This is a genomic window from Streptomyces cynarae (assembly GCF_025642135.1).
In the GTDB taxonomy this organism is placed as follows: domain Bacteria; phylum Actinomycetota; class Actinomycetes; order Streptomycetales; family Streptomycetaceae; genus Streptomyces; species Streptomyces cynarae.
The window spans coordinates 457,931-477,786 of the sequence record NZ_CP106793.1; the positions used below are offsets into that span (position 1 = coordinate 457,931).

17 protein-coding genes and 5 pseudogenes are annotated in these 19,856 nt (G+C 67.8%); 16 read left to right on the top strand and 6 right to left on the bottom strand.

Going from position 1 to position 19,856, the window contains the following annotated elements:
- Positions 1-736 precede the first annotated feature (736 nt).
- Entirely contained in the window at positions 737-1,201 is a 465-nt protein-coding gene (locus tag N8I84_RS02365; RefSeq protein ID WP_263227753.1) for a hypothetical protein, read from the top strand.
- 604 nt (positions 1,202-1,805) lie between these two features.
- On the opposite strand, the gene N8I84_RS02370 is transcribed toward N8I84_RS02365, so the two are convergent.
- Complete coding sequence (locus N8I84_RS02370) at positions 1,806-3,014, bottom strand: glycoside hydrolase family 18 protein (protein ID WP_263227754.1); 1,209 nt, start codon at positions 3,012-3,014, stop codon at positions 1,806-1,808.
- Between the two features lie 286 nt (positions 3,015-3,300).
- On the opposite strand from N8I84_RS02370, the pseudogene N8I84_RS02375 reads away from it, so the two are divergent.
- A pseudogene (locus tag N8I84_RS02375) lies at positions 3,301-3,748 on the top strand (transposase); the annotation flags it as partial.
- 34 nt (positions 3,749-3,782) lie between these two features.
- On the opposite strand, the gene N8I84_RS02380 reads toward N8I84_RS02375, so the two are convergent.
- Positions 3,783-4,436 carry a class I SAM-dependent methyltransferase gene (locus N8I84_RS02380; RefSeq protein WP_263227755.1) on the bottom strand — a complete coding sequence of 218 codons (654 nt, stop codon included), beginning with the start codon at positions 4,434-4,436 and terminating at the stop codon, positions 3,783-3,785.
- A 267-nt stretch (positions 4,437-4,703) separates the two neighbouring features.
- On the opposite strand from N8I84_RS02380, the pseudogene N8I84_RS02385 reads away from it, so the two are divergent.
- From N8I84_RS02385 to N8I84_RS02395, 3 genes and pseudogenes are all read left to right on the top strand, one after another.
- Positions 4,704-5,281, top strand: a pseudogene (locus N8I84_RS02385) (transposase); the annotation flags it as partial.
- A gap of 222 nt (positions 5,282-5,503) precedes the next feature.
- On the top strand, positions 5,504-6,352 hold the full coding sequence (locus N8I84_RS02390) for an IS5 family transposase (protein WP_263227758.1): 849 nt from the start codon (positions 5,504-5,506) through the stop codon (positions 6,350-6,352).
- Positions 6,349-6,747 (top strand): hypothetical protein, encoded by a 399-nt coding sequence (locus N8I84_RS02395; protein WP_263227760.1) that lies wholly within the window; start codon positions 6,349-6,351, stop codon positions 6,745-6,747. The genes N8I84_RS02390 and N8I84_RS02395 overlap by 4 nt, the downstream gene beginning before the upstream one ends.
- Before the next feature lie 72 nt (positions 6,748-6,819).
- Here N8I84_RS02395 and N8I84_RS02400 read toward each other — a convergent pair.
- Positions 6,820-7,020, bottom strand: a pseudogene (locus tag N8I84_RS02400) (IS5/IS1182 family transposase); the annotation flags it as partial.
- A 265-nt stretch (positions 7,021-7,285) separates the two neighbouring features.
- Here N8I84_RS02400 and N8I84_RS02405 point away from each other — a divergent pair.
- On the top strand, positions 7,286-7,828 hold the full coding sequence (locus tag N8I84_RS02405) for a nuclear transport factor 2 family protein (RefSeq protein ID WP_263227761.1): 543 nt from the start codon (positions 7,286-7,288) through the stop codon (positions 7,826-7,828).
- A 54-nt stretch (positions 7,829-7,882) separates the two neighbouring features.
- Positions 7,883-8,014 (top strand): annotated as a pseudogene (locus tag N8I84_RS02410) (integrase core domain-containing protein); the annotation flags it as partial.
- A gap of 25 nt (positions 8,015-8,039) precedes the next feature.
- Here N8I84_RS02410 and N8I84_RS02415 read toward each other — a convergent pair.
- Together N8I84_RS02415 and N8I84_RS02420 are read right to left on the bottom strand one after the other, a co-directional pair.
- Positions 8,040-8,855 carry an SDR family NAD(P)-dependent oxidoreductase gene (locus N8I84_RS02415; protein ID WP_263227763.1) on the bottom strand — a complete coding sequence of 272 codons (816 nt, stop codon included), beginning with the start codon at positions 8,853-8,855 and terminating at the stop codon, positions 8,040-8,042.
- A 44-nt stretch (positions 8,856-8,899) separates the two neighbouring features.
- The gene (locus tag N8I84_RS02420) at positions 8,900-9,418 is read right to left on the bottom strand and encodes a hypothetical protein (RefSeq protein ID WP_263235053.1); all 519 of its coding nucleotides are present in this window, start codon (positions 9,416-9,418) and stop codon (positions 8,900-8,902) included.
- A gap of 44 nt (positions 9,419-9,462) precedes the next feature.
- Between N8I84_RS02420 and N8I84_RS02425 the strand changes: the two genes are divergently transcribed.
- Complete coding sequence (locus N8I84_RS02425) at positions 9,463-10,668, top strand: L,D-transpeptidase (RefSeq protein WP_263234630.1); 1,206 nt, start codon at positions 9,463-9,465, stop codon at positions 10,666-10,668.
- Positions 10,669-11,021: 353 nt separating this feature from the next.
- Here N8I84_RS02425 and N8I84_RS02430 read toward each other — a convergent pair whose 3' ends face one another.
- Entirely contained in the window at positions 11,022-11,894 is an 873-nt protein-coding gene (locus N8I84_RS02430; protein WP_263227764.1) for an endo alpha-1,4 polygalactosaminidase, read from the bottom strand.
- Positions 11,895-12,952: 1,058 nt separating this feature from the next.
- Here N8I84_RS02430 and N8I84_RS02435 point away from each other — a divergent pair.
- The 8 genes and pseudogenes from N8I84_RS02435 to N8I84_RS02470 all read left to right on the top strand — a co-directional run bounded on the left by N8I84_RS02435 (position 12,953) and on the right by N8I84_RS02470 (position 19,820).
- Positions 12,953-13,216, top strand: a complete 264-nt coding sequence (locus N8I84_RS02435) for a hypothetical protein (protein ID WP_263227765.1) — start codon at positions 12,953-12,955, stop codon at positions 13,214-13,216.
- Between the two features lie 179 nt (positions 13,217-13,395).
- Positions 13,396-14,046, top strand: a complete 651-nt coding sequence (locus tag N8I84_RS02440; protein WP_263227766.1) for a hypothetical protein — start codon at positions 13,396-13,398, stop codon at positions 14,044-14,046.
- 31 nt (positions 14,047-14,077) lie between these two features.
- A pseudogene (locus N8I84_RS02445) lies at positions 14,078-14,388 on the top strand (ATP-binding protein); the annotation flags it as partial.
- A 357-nt stretch (positions 14,389-14,745) separates the two neighbouring features.
- Positions 14,746-15,618 (top strand): trypsin-like serine protease, encoded by an 873-nt coding sequence (locus N8I84_RS02450; RefSeq protein ID WP_263227767.1) that lies wholly within the window; start codon positions 14,746-14,748, stop codon positions 15,616-15,618.
- 379 nt (positions 15,619-15,997) lie between these two features.
- Complete coding sequence (locus N8I84_RS02455; protein WP_263227768.1) at positions 15,998-16,234, top strand: hypothetical protein; 237 nt, start codon at positions 15,998-16,000, stop codon at positions 16,232-16,234.
- A 637-nt stretch (positions 16,235-16,871) separates the two neighbouring features.
- Complete coding sequence (locus N8I84_RS02460; RefSeq protein ID WP_263227769.1) at positions 16,872-18,011, top strand: winged helix DNA-binding domain-containing protein; 1,140 nt, start codon at positions 16,872-16,874, stop codon at positions 18,009-18,011.
- Between the two features lie 401 nt (positions 18,012-18,412).
- On the top strand, positions 18,413-19,108 hold the full coding sequence (locus N8I84_RS02465) for an NAD(P)-dependent oxidoreductase (protein WP_263227771.1): 696 nt from the start codon (positions 18,413-18,415) through the stop codon (positions 19,106-19,108).
- Positions 19,109-19,145: 37 nt separating this feature from the next.
- Positions 19,146-19,820: a hemerythrin domain-containing protein gene (locus N8I84_RS02470; protein WP_263227772.1), complete on the top strand. Its 675-nt coding sequence runs from the start codon at positions 19,146-19,148 to the stop codon at positions 19,818-19,820.
- The last annotated feature ends 36 nt before the right edge of the window (positions 19,821-19,856 follow it).

The following is a 19,856-nucleotide window of genomic DNA, read 5'->3' on the forward strand; positions in this document are numbered from 1 at the left end:
AGCTCCGGCCCTCGTTCGTCGTGTTGGAGAAGTCAAAACCCTTCACCGACGAGGCTGCCACCGAGGTGTCGATCGGCTTCCACGCCTTCGACCCCACGTCCCGGTAGGAGGTCGGCAGCGCCGACAGCTCCGCCTGCACCCGGCCGTCCGAGAGCTGCCAGAAGCGGGCGTTCGCCGTCCGGCGGCCCGTCAGCTCCCGGACCCGCTTCGGCTTCGGCGCGACCCTGCCCTTCGGCAGCTTCTGCCGGTCCGCCATCCCCAATTCGTCATGCGACGGCGGCTTCCCGTGTTGCTCGCCCTCGTCGAACCACCCCTTGACGGTGTCGATTATTCCCTTTCCGTCACCGTCGGAGGCGGGGGCCGCATAGGCGATCTGGGGCAGCGCGGTACTTGTCACCGCGGATACCACCAGGCACGCCAAGAGCCTGCCCAATCTGGGTCTCACGCCACACCTTTCCTGAACATTCGTCATCGAAACAGCTGCCCGCACACGTCTTCCATCTGGGATGACGGCAGGTCACAGGCAGCGGCGCCGGCTTTTTAGCGATGCAGCTGACGCTCTGTCAACCCATGAGACATAAGGGAGCTTGGGGGGCTTCCCCGGCACTTGAGATCGAATCGGCCGGCCCTGGTGTCCGATATTTCCGCTCGCTGGCAATGGCGATTCGGAGTGGTGTATAAACGCCCGGCTCCAACCCCTAGAACCCGAACATTCCGAATTTCAGGGAGACCATCCATGGACGCCGAAACCCAGGAATCCGAAACCGCAGGGAAGCAATCCGGTGACCGCCTCGGCCTGGTCATCGGCGGCGCCCTGCTCGCCGCCTGCGCCGGCCTCGCCCTCTACGGCGTGCTCGGCACGGGCAAGGACGACAGCACGCCGGAACGCCGTACTCCGACCGCCGCGGTGACATACGAGGTGACCGGCACAGGCACCGCCGACATCACCTACCAGGCACGCAGCGCATCCGGTGAGGCAACCGTGGTCAAAGCCGCCGCGCTGCCTTGGCACAAGACGGTGGACGTCCCGCTCGGCAAGGAACCGACCGTCAGCATCATCCTCGGCGAGAACGGCGGACAGGCCCGCTGCGCGCTCGCCGTCCGCGGCAAGCACGTCCAAAGCGCCACCGCCAACGGCACCTTCGGCCGGGCCACATGCTCAGGCGCACTGCCCGCCCCGGCCAGCGAGCAGCAGGACTGAGCCCCGCCGGTCATCCCGTCCAGCCCGTCCAGCCCGTCCACGCACCGACAGGTCATCCGAATCGTCCCCACGATCGGTTTCCGGCGCCCAACTGAGAGGTATCCGGGCCGACTTCGCGGGCCCACGCTGCTTCCGCGGCCAAGCGTTGTGCCGGGCACCGGATCCGGGAGGGGGCCCGCAGCACGCGGCCGATCCGGTGCTCGGCGAGGGCCTGGCCGTTCGAGTTCACACACCTTGATTGGCACCGAGCGACGCCCAATCTCGAGGCATGAGATGGGGCGCGAGCCAGCTCTTATCAGCTGAGCCGACCGGGGCGCCCCCCCTGCGGATCACCAGCCGCAGGAGACATTGGCCTCCTTCGAACGTGCGGCCGGGGAAGCTGGCTCCTGGCGGGGAACGACGCGACCGTCGACACGAGCTTCGGCCTCGGCTCGGGCAGCAACGGCTCGATGAGTGACCGCCAGTTCGTCCGATGAACTACCGCGGCAGCCGCCGCTTGTCGGCCCCGACATCGCGCCCACAAAATCAGCAATGGATCCAACCGGCCGTTTCATGAGTGTTCGCGGAGCATCCGCATTGCGGCCGGCGGGTGGGGAGGTGCCCCTCAGCGGCTCTCGTGGCCCCCTTGTTTGAGAAACGTACGGTACGCCGCCCAGTCCGCCGCCGTCGCGGCGAAGTCCACATAGAGGGCGACGCCGAAGTGGGTGCGGTCCGCGTCCGTGCGGGAGAGGCCCAGTCGAGCGCCGCGAACGGCGGCAGTGACCGTTTCGGCGGACGCGTGATGGCCGATGTGGTCCTCGTGGTAGAAGGGCAGGCCGATCAGCAAGTCCGTTGAAGGCGGGGTGACTTCGAGAGCCAGAGAAGTCTGCTGGGCGACATAGCCTCCGTACAGGCTCTCGAGCGGCATCGCCGTGTCGTAGGACATCACCGCGATCTGGTCGACCCGGCGCGCGACCTGGCCGAAGTAACGCTGAGACCACCACTTGGGGTGTCCGGTGAGACCAGTCACGGAGTGGAGTGCGGGGAGGGGGTCGATCTGGGGGGCGGCCACCGAGAGTGGGACGTGGTGGGCACTGGTGACGCGGTGCAAAGCATCAAGGAGGGTGAGGTAGTCACGGTCGCCTGAGTGCAGGGGCTCCAGGTCGAAATGGGCGCCGTCGAACCCGGCCGCCAGAACCTGGCGGGCGGAACGGACCACCGCAGCCCGTGTCTCCTGCCGTTGCAGTCGCAGGCCAACCCTTCCCTCGCTCGCGAGCTTGTCGCCGAGCCAGGCCTGGACGCGTACGCCGGGTAGCTCGCGGTGTACGGCGTCGATCAGCCAACGCGCATTTCTATAAGCGGGCTTGGGGAGCGTGCCATCATGTTCCAGCGGGCCCGCGTGCACGTATAGGTCGCGGATCCCGGTGTCGCGCAGGCGGCGCGCCAGCGCATCGAGGTCCGTGTTCCGCTTACGTCCGTCGACCCAGGCGTGGCCGAGCCACAGAGCGTCCCGATTCCGGGTGTACGTCTCCGGCGCTGGGTCACCCGCGTAGTTCAGCCGTAGGGCGACTCCGGCGGCGAGGGTGGAGACGAGGAGCACGAGGAGCAGACCGAGGGCGACCCGTCGGGTCCAGCTCAGCCAGGCGTAACGGGGCCGACCGTTGCCGCGGAGTCCCTCGGCCGACCCGCGCGCGGGACCGGCCTCACCGCCGGCCTCCGGCACGCCCGGCTCCCTCGGCAACCGCGGCTCCGGCGAGTCGGCGACACACTCCGGCTCTGCCCCCTCGGAACCGGACTGGTCCGCGAGCGGCTGACCCGTACGCTCCGTGTCCATCTCTGTATCCCCCTCACACACGCCACGGCTACCTCGACTACCGGGCGACAGCAGTTCCCGGCATTGGCATCACCTGCGCATCTCGGCCTGCTGCAGCAGCGCGGTCGCGAGCTCGCTGGACGGGAGCAGCCTGTCACAGACCCGGCACAGGGCGGTATCGCGGGTGGCCCGGCCCGCCTCCCCTTCCGCAGGATGAAAGTCAACCAGATCTGGCCGACGGTCACCGCGCTGACCTGCGACCCGCGCAACTGGCTCCAATTCCTGGCTTACGAGGGCGAGATGCCGCCACGGCTGCTACTCCGTCGGCAACGAACACGCTCTGGGGTGTCAATCGGCGTCGCAAGGGCGCCGATCACAGTCTCACCACGCTCAAGAGCATCCGGGCGGCCCGCCCGGACGGTGCCCCTATCTACGTCATCCTGGACAACCTGTCCGCCCACAAGGGCAGCAAGATCCGCCGGTGGGCGGCCAGGAACAAGGTCGAGCTCTGCTTCACGCCGACCAACGCGTCCTGGGCCAACCCCATCGAGGCGCACTTCGGGTCGCTGCGGCCCCTCGCCAACTCCAACCACCCCAATCACGCCGTCCGGACCCGAGCCCTGCACCGCTACCTGCACTGGCGCAACCGGAACGCTCGACGTCCCGACGTCCTGGCCGCCCAGCGCCGGGAACGCGCCCGTATCCGCAGCGAGAAAGGCATCCGCTGGGGCCGCCCTCTCAACTCACCTGCCTGAGCGCCGCGCCGCTTCGCCGCAGGAACAAGCCCTGTCAGGTCCTTTCGGGCTTGCGGGCCAGCAGGCAGGCGTGCGGTCTGTTCACCCGTCCGCCGGGCTCCTGCTCCAGCCTCGCGGTGACGACGAGTCCGGCCTGCTCCAGCAGGCCGACCATGCGGTCCACTGGCAGGAGGTACGACTCGTAGGACACCGGACGGCCATAGCCCTGAGTCGGCTGCAGCCGTTCATCGCCGACATAGTCCCCCCAGAGCAGGTAGCCGCCGGGCGCGAGCGTGCGGTGGAACTCGGCGAACACCGCCGGCAGCCACTGCGGGGGCGTGTGGTGGGTGGAGTACCAGGCCAGGATGCCGCCGAGCTCGTCGTCCCTCATCTCCAGCGCGGTCATCGAGCCCTCGGTGAACCGCAGGTTCGGATAGGCGTGCCGGGCCAGCCCGATCATCTTCGGTGACAGATCGACGCCGAAGGCGGACACTCCCAGCCCGGCCAGGTGCGCCGTCACGCGGCCGGGGCCGCATCCCAGGTCCGCGACCGACCCCAGACCAGCCGTCCGCACGAGCTCGGCAAACCCCGCCAGCATCGCGCGTGACAGCGGGTCCATCTCGGCGGGGGGCGGAACGCGTTCGACGTAATCAGCGGCGACCGTGTCGTACGACTCGCGGACAGCGGTCAGAAAGGAGGGCTCAGCCATGCGGGCGACCCTAGACCAGAGGACCGACACGCCGTGTCACGACTTGAGTTGACCTGCGACATCCACCGCCGTAGACACCCGGCCATCACGCCACTCCGGTGATCGTTTCCGGTCAGAGCACTGGTCGTAGGTTCGGCGAAGGAGCTTGTCGAGTGTGTCGCGCGCGTCGTCCTCATGGCGCACGGACGTGTGACAGGGGACAAGGATGAATATGACGAGGTCCGCAGTCACGCGCACACCGTTGTCGAACACGCCGCCGAGCACGGTCTGCCGTCGAATGCCCCACTCGACGAGATCGTCCGCGAGGGCGTGCGGCGGGTGCTTGCCGCCGCGCTCAAGACCGAAGTCAGCTCCCAAATGACCGAGTTGGCCGATCAGCGAAAAGAGAAGGGCCACCGCCTGGTCGTGCGCATTGGCTGCCACCAGCCGCGCAGGGTGACCACGGCGGCCGGGGTGGTCGAGGTGAAGGCGCCGAGGGTGACAAAGCGCGTCGACGAAGCCACGGGCGAGCGCAATCGGTTCTCCTCGGTGATCCTGCCGCCGTGGCGCCGCAAGTCCCCGAAGATCAGCGAGGTACTGCCGCTGCTCTATCTGCACGGCCTGTCGTCCGGCGACTTCGTGCCCGCACCGGAGCAGTTCCTCGGCAGCTCGCCGGCTCTCCCCCGGCGACGGTCACCCGGCTGACGGTGCAGTGGCAGGCCGACCACGCCGCCTTCATGGAGTGTGGGCTGTCCGAGGTCGACTACGTATACGTGTGGGTCGACGGCGTCCACCTCAACGTCGACCTGAAGGAAGCCAAAGCCTGCGTGCTCGTCCTGGTCGGCGTGCAACGCCACGGCGACCGTGCAAGTCCAGCGCCAGCGGCTGCGAACACTTCCCCCATAGCCATCGAATCCAAGAGCAAAGCCGAACCCGAACCCATGCCGTCAAGGCGCCTAGGGCCCGTGCCGAGTTCGGGTCTTTAGTGGCTGGTTCGTGAGTCTTTGAGTGGATTTGCTGTCGCCTGATGGTGTGGCGGCGGGGCGGAATCCGCCGGCCCACGGTTGTTGATCTGGTGATGTGTTCGGGTGAGTGAACGCAAGCCGTACCCGAGTGACTTATCGGACGAGCAGTGGTCGTTGATCGAGCCGGTGATCACCGCGTGGAAGGACCGGCACCGCTCGGTCAGCGGCCACCAGGGCGTCTACGACATGCGGGAGATCGTGAACGCGATCCTCTACCAGGGGCGAACCGGCTGCCAGTGGGCCTATCTCCCGCACGACCTGCCGCAGAAGAGCGCGACGTACTACTACTTCGCCGCCTGGCGGGACGACGGAACCGACCAGGTCATCCATGAACTCCTGCGCTGCCAGGTCCGTGAACGCGCCCGCCGATTAGAGGACCCGACCTTGGTGGTCCTGGACACCCAGAGTGTCCATGTGGCCGCCGGGGTCCCCGCCACCACGAGTGGCCACGATCCGGCCAAGCGGGTGCCCGGCCGCAAACGCGGCCTGGCCGTGGACGTCCTCGGCCTGGTCATCGCAGTCGTCGTCCTCGCCGCGAACACCCACGACAACGCCGCGGGCATCATCCTGCTGGACCAGGTCGCCGAGCACGCCGGCGGAACCGTCCGCAAAGCCCTGGTCGACCAGGGCTTCAAGAACCAGGTCGTCATGCATGGCGCCGGCCTGGGAATTGATGTCGAGATCGTCGCGCGCAACCCGCAGGACAAGGGGTTCGTGCCGCAGCCGAAGCGGTGGAGGGTCGAGCAGACCTACGGGATCCTGATACTGCACCGGCGCCTGGTCCGCGACTACGAGCACCGCCCCTCCTCCTCCGCCTCCCGCGTCTACTGGGCGATGACCCACGTCATGACCCGACGCCTCACCGGCGCGAGCGCCCCCTCCTGGCGCGCGGCGCAGGCGGTGGCAGCGTGAACATCCGGCCCCTGCTCGATGCCCTGGACCTCCAGGAAGAAGCCGCCCGGGCCCTGGCCGACGACCTCCGCGCACAGATCGACGACCTGCAGACCCGGTTGCGGGAGGCCGAGACGCACCTGGAGCACCTCACGATCACCCGCAAGACCGTCATCGGCCTCGCCGACCGGCTCCCCGCGTCCGCGCCGGACCTGCCCGAGCACCCGGACTACCCCCGCATCCTCGCCACCTTCAACCACGCGACCGGGCCGCTACGGGCCAAGGACGTCTGCGCAGCCCTCGGCCACGAACTGCTGCCGAAGAACGTCGAAGGCACCCGCGCCAAGCTGAAACGCCTGGTCAAACTCGGGATCCTCACCGAGGCCGACACCGGCAACTTCGCCAGGAAGCAATAGCCAGCAGAACTTCCACCAGCGTCCTTGCTCCCACCTCAGCCAGAAACGGACATCGCCTTACGAACCGCCCACTTAGAGGGGCTGGAGGCTGCGGAGCCAGATGACGGCTCCGCGTAAGTGGAGTCCGGCCAGGTAGCTGGCCGGGGTCTTGTCGTAGCAGGCGGCGAGCCCGCGCCATTCCTTGATCTTGTTGATGCAGCGTTCGGCCGTGTTGCGCTCCTTGTACAAGGCCGCATCGTGGCTGACGGGGCGTCCGCCACGTGAGCCGTGCTTCAATCACCGCCCACTCGCCGTCCGTGAAATCACCCCGAGCCATCCCGCCTGTCTACCGCCACGGATCCAGCCAGGGCAGCAGAACGTCCGACTCGTGATCCGAACTCGGTAAACGCCTAAGAGTGCGCGCGGACCCACACCTGCCTATCCTGAATCTGCGGTGTCTTCCTCGCGTCCAGAAGAAGGGGATGCGGCGCAATGGGCAGCGGCGTATGGCTATCCCTAGACACGCGCACAGCCGAGACGCCTACTGTCAGGAGCGGGCATGGCTGATCGCGCAACGATGGAGCGTATCTGGGAAGCCCACACTGCCGGCGAGTTCGTGGCGCAGGACGTGGAGGCCACGATGGCCACGATGGACGACGACCCCATCGTCGTCCATGTGCCGACCGCCATGGGCGGTAGTGGGTACGACGACGTCAAGGACTTCTACGCACGCTGGTTCATTGGACGGAACCCGGACGATTTCACTGTGCGTTCGATATCCCGCACGGTGGGAGACGACAGCCTCGTAGACGAAATGATCGTGTCGTTCACCCACGACATCGAGGTGCCCTGGATTCTGCCTGGATTGGCACCCACCGGGCAGCAGGTCCGTATACCCGTCATCGCCGTCGTGGACTTCCGAGGCCCGCGTGTGCGGAGCGAGCGCATCTACTGGGATCAAACGGCGGTGCTCGCGCAGACGCAGTTGCTGAACGACGACATCGTCCGGCGCCTGCCCGTGGTCACCACACCGTTGGACGTACTGGACGGCAGGGTCCCCCTCAACCAGTTGACGTCGCCCCGCCCCGATGTCGAACCGTGAAGGTCAATCCCCTCGAACCCGGAACCGGTCGTAGATCGTCGACCAGCTTCCGTACCGGCGCGGAACGTCGCGCAGGCAGCCTTTCCCGATTGGCTGGACTGGTACAACTACCACCGACCCCACACCGGCATCAGCGGCCAAACACCAGCCAGCCGCGTCACCAACCCGTCCGGTCAGCACACCTAGAGCCGAGCATATGACGACACCGTCGTCAGTGACCGCCGGCGCGGCTTTCGAGGCGGAAGTCGAACGGCACCGTTCCGGGGTCGAGGGCGGTGATCCCGCCGTCCACGGTGAGCACCGCACCGTTGACGAAGGACGCGGCGGGCGACAGCAACCAGTTGATCGCCTCGGCGACCTCGGACGGGTCACCCGGACGCCCAGTGGGCACCAGTTTCGTGACCTCTTGGTACGCCTCCTCGACCCCGCCGCCCAGTCCCGACTCCTCCGCGAACCGGGCCATGCGCCGGTCGGCCATCTCCGTACGCACCCAGGTGGGGCACACGGTGTTGGCCCGCAGCCCCTGGTGCCCGTAGTCGACGGCCACCGAACGGCACAGTTGCAGGAGGGCGGCCTTGGAGGTGGCGTAAGCGGCGTTGCCCTTCCCGTTGCGCAGCGCGGATACGGAGGAGACCGCGACGACCGAGCCACGGGCCTTCAACAGGTACGACAGAGCGGCGCGTAGTATCAGGAACGGGCCGGTCAGGTTGGTGCGGATCACCTCGTCCCAGGTCTCGTCCGAGAGGTCTCCCACTGCGCCGCCGCGTCCGATGCCCGCGTTGAGGACCAGTCCGTCGAGTCTGCCGTAGTGGGAGACCGTGGTTTCGACCAAGTCCTGGACGGCGGTCGGGTCCGCGAGGTCGGCGGGGTACGCCAGAGCGCCGGTCTCGTCGGCGTACTGCCGTAGCGGCTCGGGCCGCCGCCCACCGATGACGACATGGTGGCCTTCGGCCCGCAGCAATCGGGCAGTCGCCGCACCGATGCCGGAACCACCGCCCGTGACGACGACAACTCGTGTTTTCGACATAGCCGTTGGGTCTCCTCACTTGCTGGCGATCAGGCTGTGTGCTCCTACGCAGAGCGGCTCGGCTGCGCCGCGGAATCCAGTTGATCACCGCGGTGTGCGGCGCGTGGCATGAACCATATGTTGCCGCAGTGGTAGGTGCTCGTAGACGTCGTAATGGCCGCCGGTGACGAAGATCGCCTTGCGGTGCGGCGGCCTTTCGGCGGGCGTCCAGCACCTGCATCGAGCGCCCACCACGCACAGACGGCGGTGACGAGAACGGCGGCGTGCACCCCGTTCATGAAGGCGTTGCCGGTGCGCTCGACGGCGGCCCTCGGCTGTGCGGGCTGTCGCCGCCACCGGGAACACGCCGATCGCGGCGTGCGTGCCAGTGGCGTGCACCGGGCGGCGAAAACAAATCGGCTACGCGCCATCCGGCCGTCGAGCAGAGCCTTGGCGACGCTTTCGCAGCGCGTGGAATTCGCCACATTTACTCCCGTCAATGCACATGAATGACATAAAAATGGTTCTTTGACCAATAACAGCCCTCCGGTATTCAGCTCCAGGAATTCAACGATCAGTGGCATGGGAGAAGCGTTTGATCACGGTAGGTAAGCGACGCACCGGGCTGATGGCTACGGCCGGGGTATTCGGCGGTGTACTCGCACTCACGGCCACCGCCGGCACCAGTAACGCTGCCACCAGCGTCAGCAACACCGGGAATCACCCGAAATCGCAGACTCGGGCAGATCAGGCGAGCGCCCAGGACACTTCCGACGCCCGAATAAAGATCACGCCCGGCCAAGGTGCCTACAACGTCGGAATCAACGATCCCGTCAAAGTCACTGTCAGCAACGGCACGCTCACCAAGGTGACCATGACCGCCGTCGCGACTGGTGCCGAGGTCCAGGGCACCCTGTCCGCGGACGGTACCTCGTGGAAGCCGAACGGCGGACTGGAGCGGGCCACCAGGTATCAGATCGCCGCAGAGGCCCAGGACGACGGGGGCCGGTCCACCACCGGGAACGCCACCATCACCACGACCTCCCCGGCCAACGACTTCGTCGGGCACCTCTCCCCCGAGGACGGCTCGACCGTCGGCGTGGGCATGCCGGTGGTGGTCAACTTCGACAAGGCGGTCAGCGACAGGGCCGCCGTGGAGTCGGAGATCCAGGTCAGCGCGAGCAGCGGGCAGCGGGTCGTCGGTCACTGGTTCAACGGCAACCGTTTGGACTTCCGCCCCCGGCACTACTGGAAGCCCGGCTCCACCGTCACCGTCAAGCTCACCCTCCACGGTGTCCGGAAGACGGTCACGTTCAAGATCGGCCGGAGCCAGATCAGCACCGTCGACGCCAGGACGAAGCAGATGACCGTCGTACGGGACGGCAGGACGATCAAGACCATCCCGATCTCGTCCGGGAGCCCCGAGCATCCGACGTACAACGGCCGGATGGTCATCTCCGAGAAGTTCAGGCAGATCCATATGAACGGTGCGACCGTCGGTCTCATGAAGGACGGCAAGCCCGCCTACGACATCAAGGCCGTACCGCATGCCATGCGCCTGACCGACTCGGGAACGTTCGTCCACGGCAACTACTGGGGTGCCGACTCGGTCTTCGGCAAGGTCAATACCAGCCACGGCTGCGTGGGCCTGAAGGATGTCATGAGCGGCGGCGACGGCAGGCAACCCGCTGCGTGGTTCTTCGACAACTCGATGATCGGTGACGTCGTGATCGTCAAGAACTCCGAGGGCAAGACCCTGTTGGCCCCGGACAACGGCCTCAGCGACTGGAACATGCCGTGGAGCGAGTGGGTCGCGGACAGCACGGCCCCCTGACACTCCGCCGCTCTCCGTCCCTAACCCCGGCGAGACCCGTCACAACACCGGCACCGCGCTCGGCGGGGAGCCGCTCGTGACACCCGGCCGTCGACAGCACGTTCTGCGAGAAGGCCCAACCGTCGCTGTCGAAGCCTCCCGAAATGCGGGTGCGGTCGCGGTAGATGCCTTCGTTGGTGTCGTACGGCCACAGTTCGCCGGCCTTGGCCACGGCTACGCGGAGGGTCGCCCCGCTCAACGCGGCACCGGTGGTGTGGTCGGTCAGCGTGAAGGTGACTGGGAAGTTCCCCTCGCTCGCGTCCGCCGTCACGTGGACCTTGGCCTCCGCGCTGCCCGGGGTACGTGCTCACAGATCAGGTTGTCCTGCGCACATAGCCCGGGTTGCCCGGCGTGGACACGTCCCGGTCACGGCGCACGATGCTCATCCGGTCGCCGTAGCCCGCAAGGGCTTTGCGCAGGCCGCTGTCCGTGTACTCGACGTCGACGACGTGGTTGTCGAAGGCCTTCGCGTACGCGGCGCACTCGTCGTACTGCCCGCACTCCTCCGTCACCGCGAAGTCGAGGCCGATCCGCTTGCGCTGCCCGGCCAGACCGAGGGTGTTCTTCTGGCCGATGGCCAGATGGCGGGCGTGCGCGTGGGCCGACAGAAGGGTGATGAAGTCGGTGGCGTCCTGCGCGCTCAGCAGGTTGTCGGAGCGGGTGTAGCTGTCGTAGTTGTCCGGCTCGACCGCGTCGAAGCCCTTGGCGGCGCAGCCGTCGATCCACTGGTTGATCCGCGTCGCCACCCGGGCGCGCTTGGCCGCCGTACCGATGTCGAGCAGCGCCTCGTTCCAGTCCTGGTCGACGACCACCTCGCCGCTGTGGTCCCGCAGCAGTAGATCGGCGGGCCATGTCTTCTCGTCGCCGGGCTGGGCCTGGAAGGCGTTGACGTAACAGATGTTGTAGAGGCCCGGCGCGGGGGACGCCGTACGGTCACGGCTGACGACGCGGACTCCGCGCGGCGGAGGATAGGCGCCCCCGATCTGGTAGTCGAAGCCGGCGTGCGGAGGTGGGAGCCTGACCGCGGTGGAAGTCGGCTTCTGCGAGGCGGACGCCTGCGACCGGCTCTGCCCTGGGCTCGCGTCCGAGGGGTCCTCCGTGTCGGCCTTGGTGCCGCAGCCGGCGACCGCCAGCAGGGCCACCACAGCGGCGGCCGCTCCGACACGGGCCACACGCATGACGGACATGTCCACTCCATCCATCGCCAGTACGACCCCGCGTCGGACGCTGCCGTAGTCCTGGCGACTCGGGCCGGACTTGGACCGTGTCCGCTACCGGCTGGGCGCACCTCTGCCGTACCGGGGCGACGGCCCGGCACACCATGATCAAAGCGTCCGACGGAGGCCCGAGTCAAGGTGCACGGTCACGCGGCCCACGGACCTCGGATCCCCTGTACGCACCGACCCGGCGTTCTGCTGTTCACTTGCTGACCGAGGGTTCGCCAAGGCAGGACGACGGCCCGCGCTGTTGTCCACGAGGTGACGGGTTGCGGTGAAGCCCGGGCTTGCTGCGGTCCTGTGCCGATGCTGCTCTTCTTGGTCTCGAAGAACTTGCAGGCGAGCACAGTCTGACCGCTGGCGTAGGCCCTTCGTGCTTTGTCGGCCCTGTTGGACTCGGCGTCGTCGCTGATCCCCATCGGCCCCCGGTATGCGGTGACAAAATATGTGGGGCGGGGCAGGCGGCCCTGAGCGACAGATGGCCTCCCCAGCATCAGAGCCGTGTGACGGTCCAACCTCCGGGCGCCCGCTCAGGTCCATCTTCCTGGACCTGCACCACGACGCCGACGCGTACGCCTACGTCCATGGTCGACCTGACAACGGCGGTCGGGGTCATGGTCGGGTTCCTGACGTTTTCGAGCCTACTCGGTGGTGTGGTCGGGGTGGGGAGCTCCGGCGGGAAGTACCGTTGCAGGATTCACGGATGAACGCGCCAGGACTCTGCCTGGCCAACTGGTCTCGGAAGCAGTGGTGCAGCTCACGCAAGGCAGCGAAACAAGCCAGGCTGGTTCGCGGTTCAACTGTGTGCGGGTGCGGAGGGGACAGTGTCCCCGGGCCTCACCTATCGCCCGTGGGGACGATCGTTCGGCTGAAGCCCCACGGAGCCATTCGCCGAGAGGCGACCGCCCTCCGCTCCCGCTCCCTGACCGCCCTGGTCGGCCCTCCCCCGAGTCGACCGGGGCTTACGTGTGCGTGTACGTGGCGGTGCAGTCCTCAACAGACATGGCCATGCTCGCCGCGTAGTCGGCGTGGTCGCGTTGCACACCTCCTCCACCCAGGTCCACCGCAGCACCGACATTGACGCCTTCGCCCGCCTGTCCGGACACTCTCCTCACCAGACGGCGGAACTGCTGGACCGGCTGACAAGCAACCGCGCTCCGGCCGCCTGGTGTCACACCCAAGACACCGACGAAGTCCTGTGGCAACTCCCCACCAACAGGCCTGAAGTCATCCCGCTGTACGCCCAAGGCAACCCCATTAATTGGAACCATGAAGCTCAGGTTGAGAAATAGTCGTCACTCAAGAAGAGCAACAGGCTCCACCCATCCGTACTATCTCTATGCCGGGCCACGCGCAGCAGTCATCTGCGCTGCCGCTCGGGTCCCAGCGCGAAAACGCAGGTGCGTGGCTTTCTGCGCCTGCACCACAGGTGCTGCACGCACGGCCAGGAAACCCAGAGAAAGGTCGGCCCATGTCCATCACGACTTCCGGCACCGAACTGACATCGCAGTACGCCGCACAGGTAACCAGCGACCTCGAACGCAACGCCAAGGAGCAGGAACGTATCAGTGCGGAGATCACTGCACTGCAGGAGCAGCTGGCCGCGCTGCAGCATGACCACTCCGTGCTCATGCAGGTGCAGCAGGTCCTTGGGCTTTCGCCGGCGCCGGTTCAGCCCACAGCCGGTTCGGACGGCGCCGCGGTGCCTGCTCCGCGCAAGAAGGCCGCTGCTGAGCCCGGCGCGGGCAAACGGACGCGCGCGAAGAAGGCAGCCGGCCCACAGAGCGTCACGACCAGCAAGAAACCGGCGGCCAAGAAGCCCTCGAACAAGGCCGCAGCCGCGAAGGCGGCCCAGCCCACGCTGGTCGAACTCGTCCGCAGCCACCTCAGCGAGCAGAGCGAACCGCGCTCCGCGGCCGAAGTCGCCACCGCGCTCGGCCAGGCGCATCCCGAGCGAGGCATCAAGGCCACCGTCGTGCGTACCACCCTCGAAGGACTCGTCGCCAAGAACCAGGCCCAGCGGACCAAGCAGGGCAGCTCCGTCTTCTACACCGCCCCCGGTGCGGCCGAGCAGACGGCCACACCAGTCCAGGGCCAGGCAGAAACCGGGCAGGCCGAGTAAGCCATCGGGCAGCACGCTGCCGCTGCGGCGGCAGCAGCTGACCGAGACCGTTGCCCAATACGGTTCGTCGACCTGCTCTGCATCGACGAACTCGGCTATATGGAAGTCGACCGTCGTGGCGCCGAACTCCTCTTTCAGGTCCTGACCGAACGCGAGCAGAAGAACAGCGTCGCCACCGCCTCCAACGAGTCCTTCAGCGGTTGGACCAAGACCTTCACCGACCCACGCCTCTGCGCGGCCATCGTCGACCGCCTCACCTTCGGCGGCAACGTCATCGAGACCGGCACCGACTCCTATCGCCTCGCGACAACGCGCGCCCAAGTGGAACGAGTCAGCATCTGAGGACAATCCACATGCTCTATCGAACCGGACCGCACTCATCAATGATCACGGTCGGCTCTGACAGGAAGACATGCCTGTCGACGGGGCCGTAAGCCATGCTGAACGTGTCGAGCCGAGTACGACCAGCCGCGGATTCCCAGGGCACCGGTGAACCAGCTCGCCCACCTGCGGTGCGGGCACACCTACGCCCGGCTCGCCGCGACCACATCGCGCGCCGGGCTGAACACCCACAGCCCCTACAGAGGGAAAACCCTGGAAGGGCGGGCGTGCTCTTGTCGCGGCCGCCCCCAGGCGCTTCACTGGCGCTGCTCCACCCCCCACAGGAGAACACCCGTCCCATCGGTAGAAGGGTTTCTCTTGACCGTCCTACGCGCGTCCGCCGTCACCGCCGCAGCCTGTGCCGCCGTGCTAGCCACCGCCGTGCCGTCCTCGGCCATCAACTCCTACAACGCGACACCCGCACCCGAGCGCACCGAGGTCGGCGCGCTGATCGCGACCTGGGACAACGACGGCGACCCCACGACACCCGACCGGGTCGACTGGGTCTGCTCCGGAACCATGATCGACGCGGACACGTTCCTGACCGCCGCGCACTGCACCACCGACTGGCCCGACAACGTGAAGTTCTACGTGTCCCTGGACCAGGACGTGCAGGCCGGCCTCGACGCCGCCGCGAAGAAATACCCCGGCGATCCGGCCGCGCAGGCGGGCGCCGTCGCCGTCCAGGGCACCGCCCACAGCCACCCCGACTACCCCGGGCCCGCGTCCGACCCGCACGACATCTCGGTGATCGAGCTGCCGGCGACCAAGGTCAAGGCCCGCTGGACCTTCACTCCAGCCACGCTGCCCACCGCCAACCAGCTCGGCGCGCTCGGCCCGCAGGCGCTGAACTCCACCGACTGGTTCGTCGCCGGATACGGCACCCAGGAGGCCCAGCGCGGCCCCGGCGGCCAGACCCACCCCGGCGGCGGTGTCCGGATGAAGGCGCCTGTCACCTTCGACGCCCTCAACGACGCGTGGGTCCGCCTGGCGATGACCGCACCCCAGGGCAACGGCGGCGCCTGCTACGGCGACTCCGGCGGCCCGAACTTCGCCGTTATCGGCGGCCGGAACGTGCTTGCGGCCACCACGATCACCGGCGACGGCCCGTGCTATGCGACGAACGTGTCGTACCGCCTGGACACCCCAGGCGCCCGCGCCTTCCTGGCGCCGTTCGTGAAGCTGCCGTAGCGCCCGCGCACAGCCCGCCACCTCCGCAGCGCTTTTGCCGCGCTGCCGGGCCCGCCGCCGGCTGCGGCTCAGACGAGCCATCGGCGGCGGGCCCGTCGGGCGACCGGACCGGAAGCCTTCCGGCGGTGCGCTGACCCGGTCACCCGACTGGTGGCGCCACCTCTCCCCGCGCACCCGGCGGGGAAGCGTCGTCGCGCGTGGTCAGCGCAGGCTGCCCGCGTACCGCCGCGCCCGGCCGAGTGATTCCTGTGCACCGCTCGGGCGCAGGCCACCGTGCCGCCCAAGGACAGCAGGCATCTCTCCACTACCGTCAGGGACGCTGTTGGTCGCAGGTACCGGCAGCGGTCCCATCCGGGAAGCTGTGAGGAGTTGAGCGACGATGGCCGTGTGTGAAGTCTGCGGCAACGACTACGAGATGTCTTTCGAAGTGCACGCCAAGGGAGGAGCCGTCCACACCTTCGACAGCCTCGAGTGCGCCGCCCAGCAGATGGCGCCGATCTGCGAAAACTGCCAATGCCGCATCCTCGGTCACGGCCTCCAGGCCGACGGGCAGTTCTTCTGCTGCGCGCACTGCGCCCGTCAGCAGGGCAAAGCAGAACTCGTAGACCACGCCTGACCCGCACGACTGGGCTGACGCCCCTGACAGCCACCTGAACTGCTCAAGGCCGCGATCAGACACACATCCGTGGAGCAGTGGGCACCTGGGCAGTCGCACACACGACACAGCGCGGCCGCCCCCGCACACGCAACAGTCATCCATGGCGCGCCATAGGCAACGCAACGGAAGGTCGACGAAGACGCGCAGGTCGTGCACCGACCGCTCCCGGGCGCCGCGTGCCACCAGCTGAGAGCTTGCCGTGCCTGGGCCGCGGCCCTGAACCCGGCGTGCTTCGCACGGGCCAGACGACCGTCGCCTACCAGGGGCATGCCGCCGAGTTCCCGGTGCCACAGCACCTCGCACAGCCGCCTGTGCCCCTCGGCTTGACGCCGGCGAAAGGTGTCGTACCGGAGCCCGCTCGGGCAGGTCGCCCTCCTTCGAGCCGCCGTTGCCCACCCGGAGCGCTCCGGCGGAAAACCGAGGCGATCACCGCGGCGGGAAAGCGGGAGGCGGCTGCGGGATTTCGCTCCACACCATCGCAGTCAGGCGCTCTGCAGGGCCGCGAGGACTTCCTTCGCCGTGGTCGCACTGGACTGCGGGTGCTGCCCAGTGATCAGGTTGCCGTCGACAACGACGGTGGTGGCATGATCCGGTCATGAGCCTTACCGCGCGACAGCTCGCTCTGGCCATGTTGGACCGTCAGCTCTTGCTCGAGCGCCGGCGCCTCGATGTGGCGGAGGCGGTTCGCCGGGTCTGCGCTCTGCAGGCGCAGGCACCAGCGTCGCCGTACCTGGCGCTATGGAACCGTGTGCAGGACTTCGCGCCCGAGGATCTCGACGCAGCGTTCGCGCACGGCCGGATCGTGAAGGCAACCCTCATGCGGATCACGCTGCACGTCGTCCATGCCGAGGACTACGAGCCCTACCGCGCTGCCATGCTGAGCACTCTGCGGGCGTCACGACTTTACGACCGCCGGTTCACCGCAACAGGGCTGACCCCCAACGACGCCGACGCGCTGCTCCCGCAGCTCGCGGGGTTCCTGGAGCGGCCCCGCACCGGCGCCCAGGTAGAGGACGAGGTCACAGGGAGGTATGGCGAGCACGCACACCGCGTGTGGTGGGCGCTACGTACGTTCGCGCCACTGCATCATGCGCCGACCGGCGGCCCGTGGTCGTTCACACAGCCGAACTCCTACCGCGCCTCGCCGGCGGCCCCTGCGGCCGCACCGCTTGAAGCCGACGCTGGGGTCCGGCGCCTGCTGCTCGGCTACCTGCGCGCGTTCGGGCCCGCGTCGGCCCAGGACTTCGCCCGGTTCACCCTGCTGACACGCTCCGCGATAACCAAAGCGCTGCATGAGCTCGGCGACCAGGTGGTACGGGTGCCGGGCCCCGGCACCGCCGCCCTGTTCGACCTGGCCGACGCTACCGTGCCCGCCGATGACACCCCGGCGCCACCGAGGTTGCTGCCGATGTGGGACAGCACGCTGCTGGCTCACGCCGTCCCCGGGCGACTCATGCCCCCGGAGTACCGCCCCCTGATCGTCCGGCGTAACGGCGATGTGCTGCCCTGCCTGCTCGTCGACGGGCAGGTCGTTGGAGTATGGCGCGCAGCCGCCGGCGGGCTGGAACTGACCGCCTTCCGCAGGCTCGGCAAGGTTGCGTGGCAAGGTCTGACCGAGGAGGCGGAAAAGCTTTCAATGCTGCTCACCGACCGCGATACAGCTGTCTACCGGCGCTATGGACACTGGTGGGACAAGGGGTTTCCCGACGTCGAGAGGGCGATCGTAAAGGGCTGACGCGCCCGGCGAGTACGGCCTGTTCGGTGGCTTTGATGGCCGCGAGGTAGCCGGCCCAGCTGCCCTGGGCGAGCGCCGCCCACTGGGTCGCGGTGTTCCTGCGGACGCCGAAGAGGTCGCTCATGATGATCGGCGGTAGTTCCCCAGCCACGCCGAACAGGGCCGTGTTGCGGGCGACGATGGCGAGTGTTCACGAGTGCCCGCAAGGGCGCGAAGAATCCATCGAGGCCGGACTTCAGCGCCTGCTGCGGCTGTTGGGCCAACCCGGCTCCCCTCGAGGAGACCCGCGACGCACTGCTCGACGTCTTGTCGGCTGTCACGTTCGAGCCGTGGGATCCGACTTCTTTTATGAGTGGGCACGGAGCGGCCGTGCTGGACCAGGACAGGACGGGGAACCGGACATGCGGATCGTCATCTTCGGCGCGAACGGCGGCACCGGCCGCCTGCTCGCCGAGCAGGCAATCGAGGCCGGCCACGAGGTGGTTGCGGTGACGCGTAATCCCCGCAGCTTCCCCATTGCGGCCGCGCGCTTGACGGTTGCCCGAGCGGACGTGCACGACCGGGCAGCGACTGCGCGGGCTGTCGAGGGCAGTGAGGTGGTGCTCTCCACGCTGGGGGTGCAATTCAGCCGGAAGCCGATCACGGTCTACAGCGATGGGATCGCGTCCATCGCCGATGCCATGGCGTCCCACGCGGTCAAGCGGTTGGTGGCGGTGAGCTCGGCCGGTACCGAGCCGACTCGGCACGCCGACGGCGGGTTCGTGCTGAACCGGGTGATGCAGCCCCTGGTCACCAGGACGATCGGCAAGACGACGTACGCCGACATGCGCCGCATGGAGGCCTTCTTGCGCCAGTCCGACCTGGACTGGACGGTCATGCGTCCCGGCGGCTTGTTCGACGCCGAGCAGCCCAGCGACTACGAGTTGGCCGAGAACCGCTCCGATCGGGTGTTCACCAGCCGTGCAGACCTGGCCGCATCGATGCTGGCCCAGGCCGCCAGCCGGGAGTGGATCGGCAAGTTCGTCACGGTCAACACCACCAAGGGCGCTCCCACCGTGCTGCAGATGATCCGCCGCGAAGCTTTCGGCAGCCACTGACCATGACCGGCACAGACACCATCGACAGGAGACACCGATGAGGAACCACGGCCCCGAAGCCGCCGAGACCAGCACCGCCGCGTGGGAACGTCGCGCCGCCCGGGCCGGCGCGGTCGATTTCACGATGATGTACGTCGCGCACGACGCCTTCAACCGCGACCTGGCCCGGCTGCTGAACGCCGTCGCGGCCGGACGCGGCCACTCCCCCGCGGCCGTCGCGACCTGGCAGATGTTCAGCAAGCAGCTGCAGACGCACCACACTGCGGAGGACACCGCGCTGTGGCCGCTACTGCGGTCAGCGGTCACCGATCCCGACGAGCAGCGCATCCTGGACGACATGGAAGCCGAGCACGCCTCACTCGACCCACGCATCGAGCAGATCGACGCCGCCATCACCGATAAGAACACCAAGGCGCTCGAACAAGGACTGTCGGTCCTGGCCAAGGGCCTGTCGACGCACATGATCCACGAGGAGTCCCAGGCGCTGCCGCTGCTCGAGCGCCGGCTGGGCAAGGCCGGCTGGGACGCCTTCACGAAGGAGATCCGTGACCAGCAGGGCGGGATCAAGGGCGCCGCGGAGTACCTTCCGTGGGTGCTGGACGGCGCCACCAAGCAGCTGAAGACCCAGGTCCTCAAGCTGCTGCCCGCGCCCGCACGCGTCGTCTACCGCAGGGTATGGGAACCGCGGTACCGCAAGGCCGCGCGACTGTGACGGACGAAACTGCCCCCGCCGCGACAGGGCCACAGG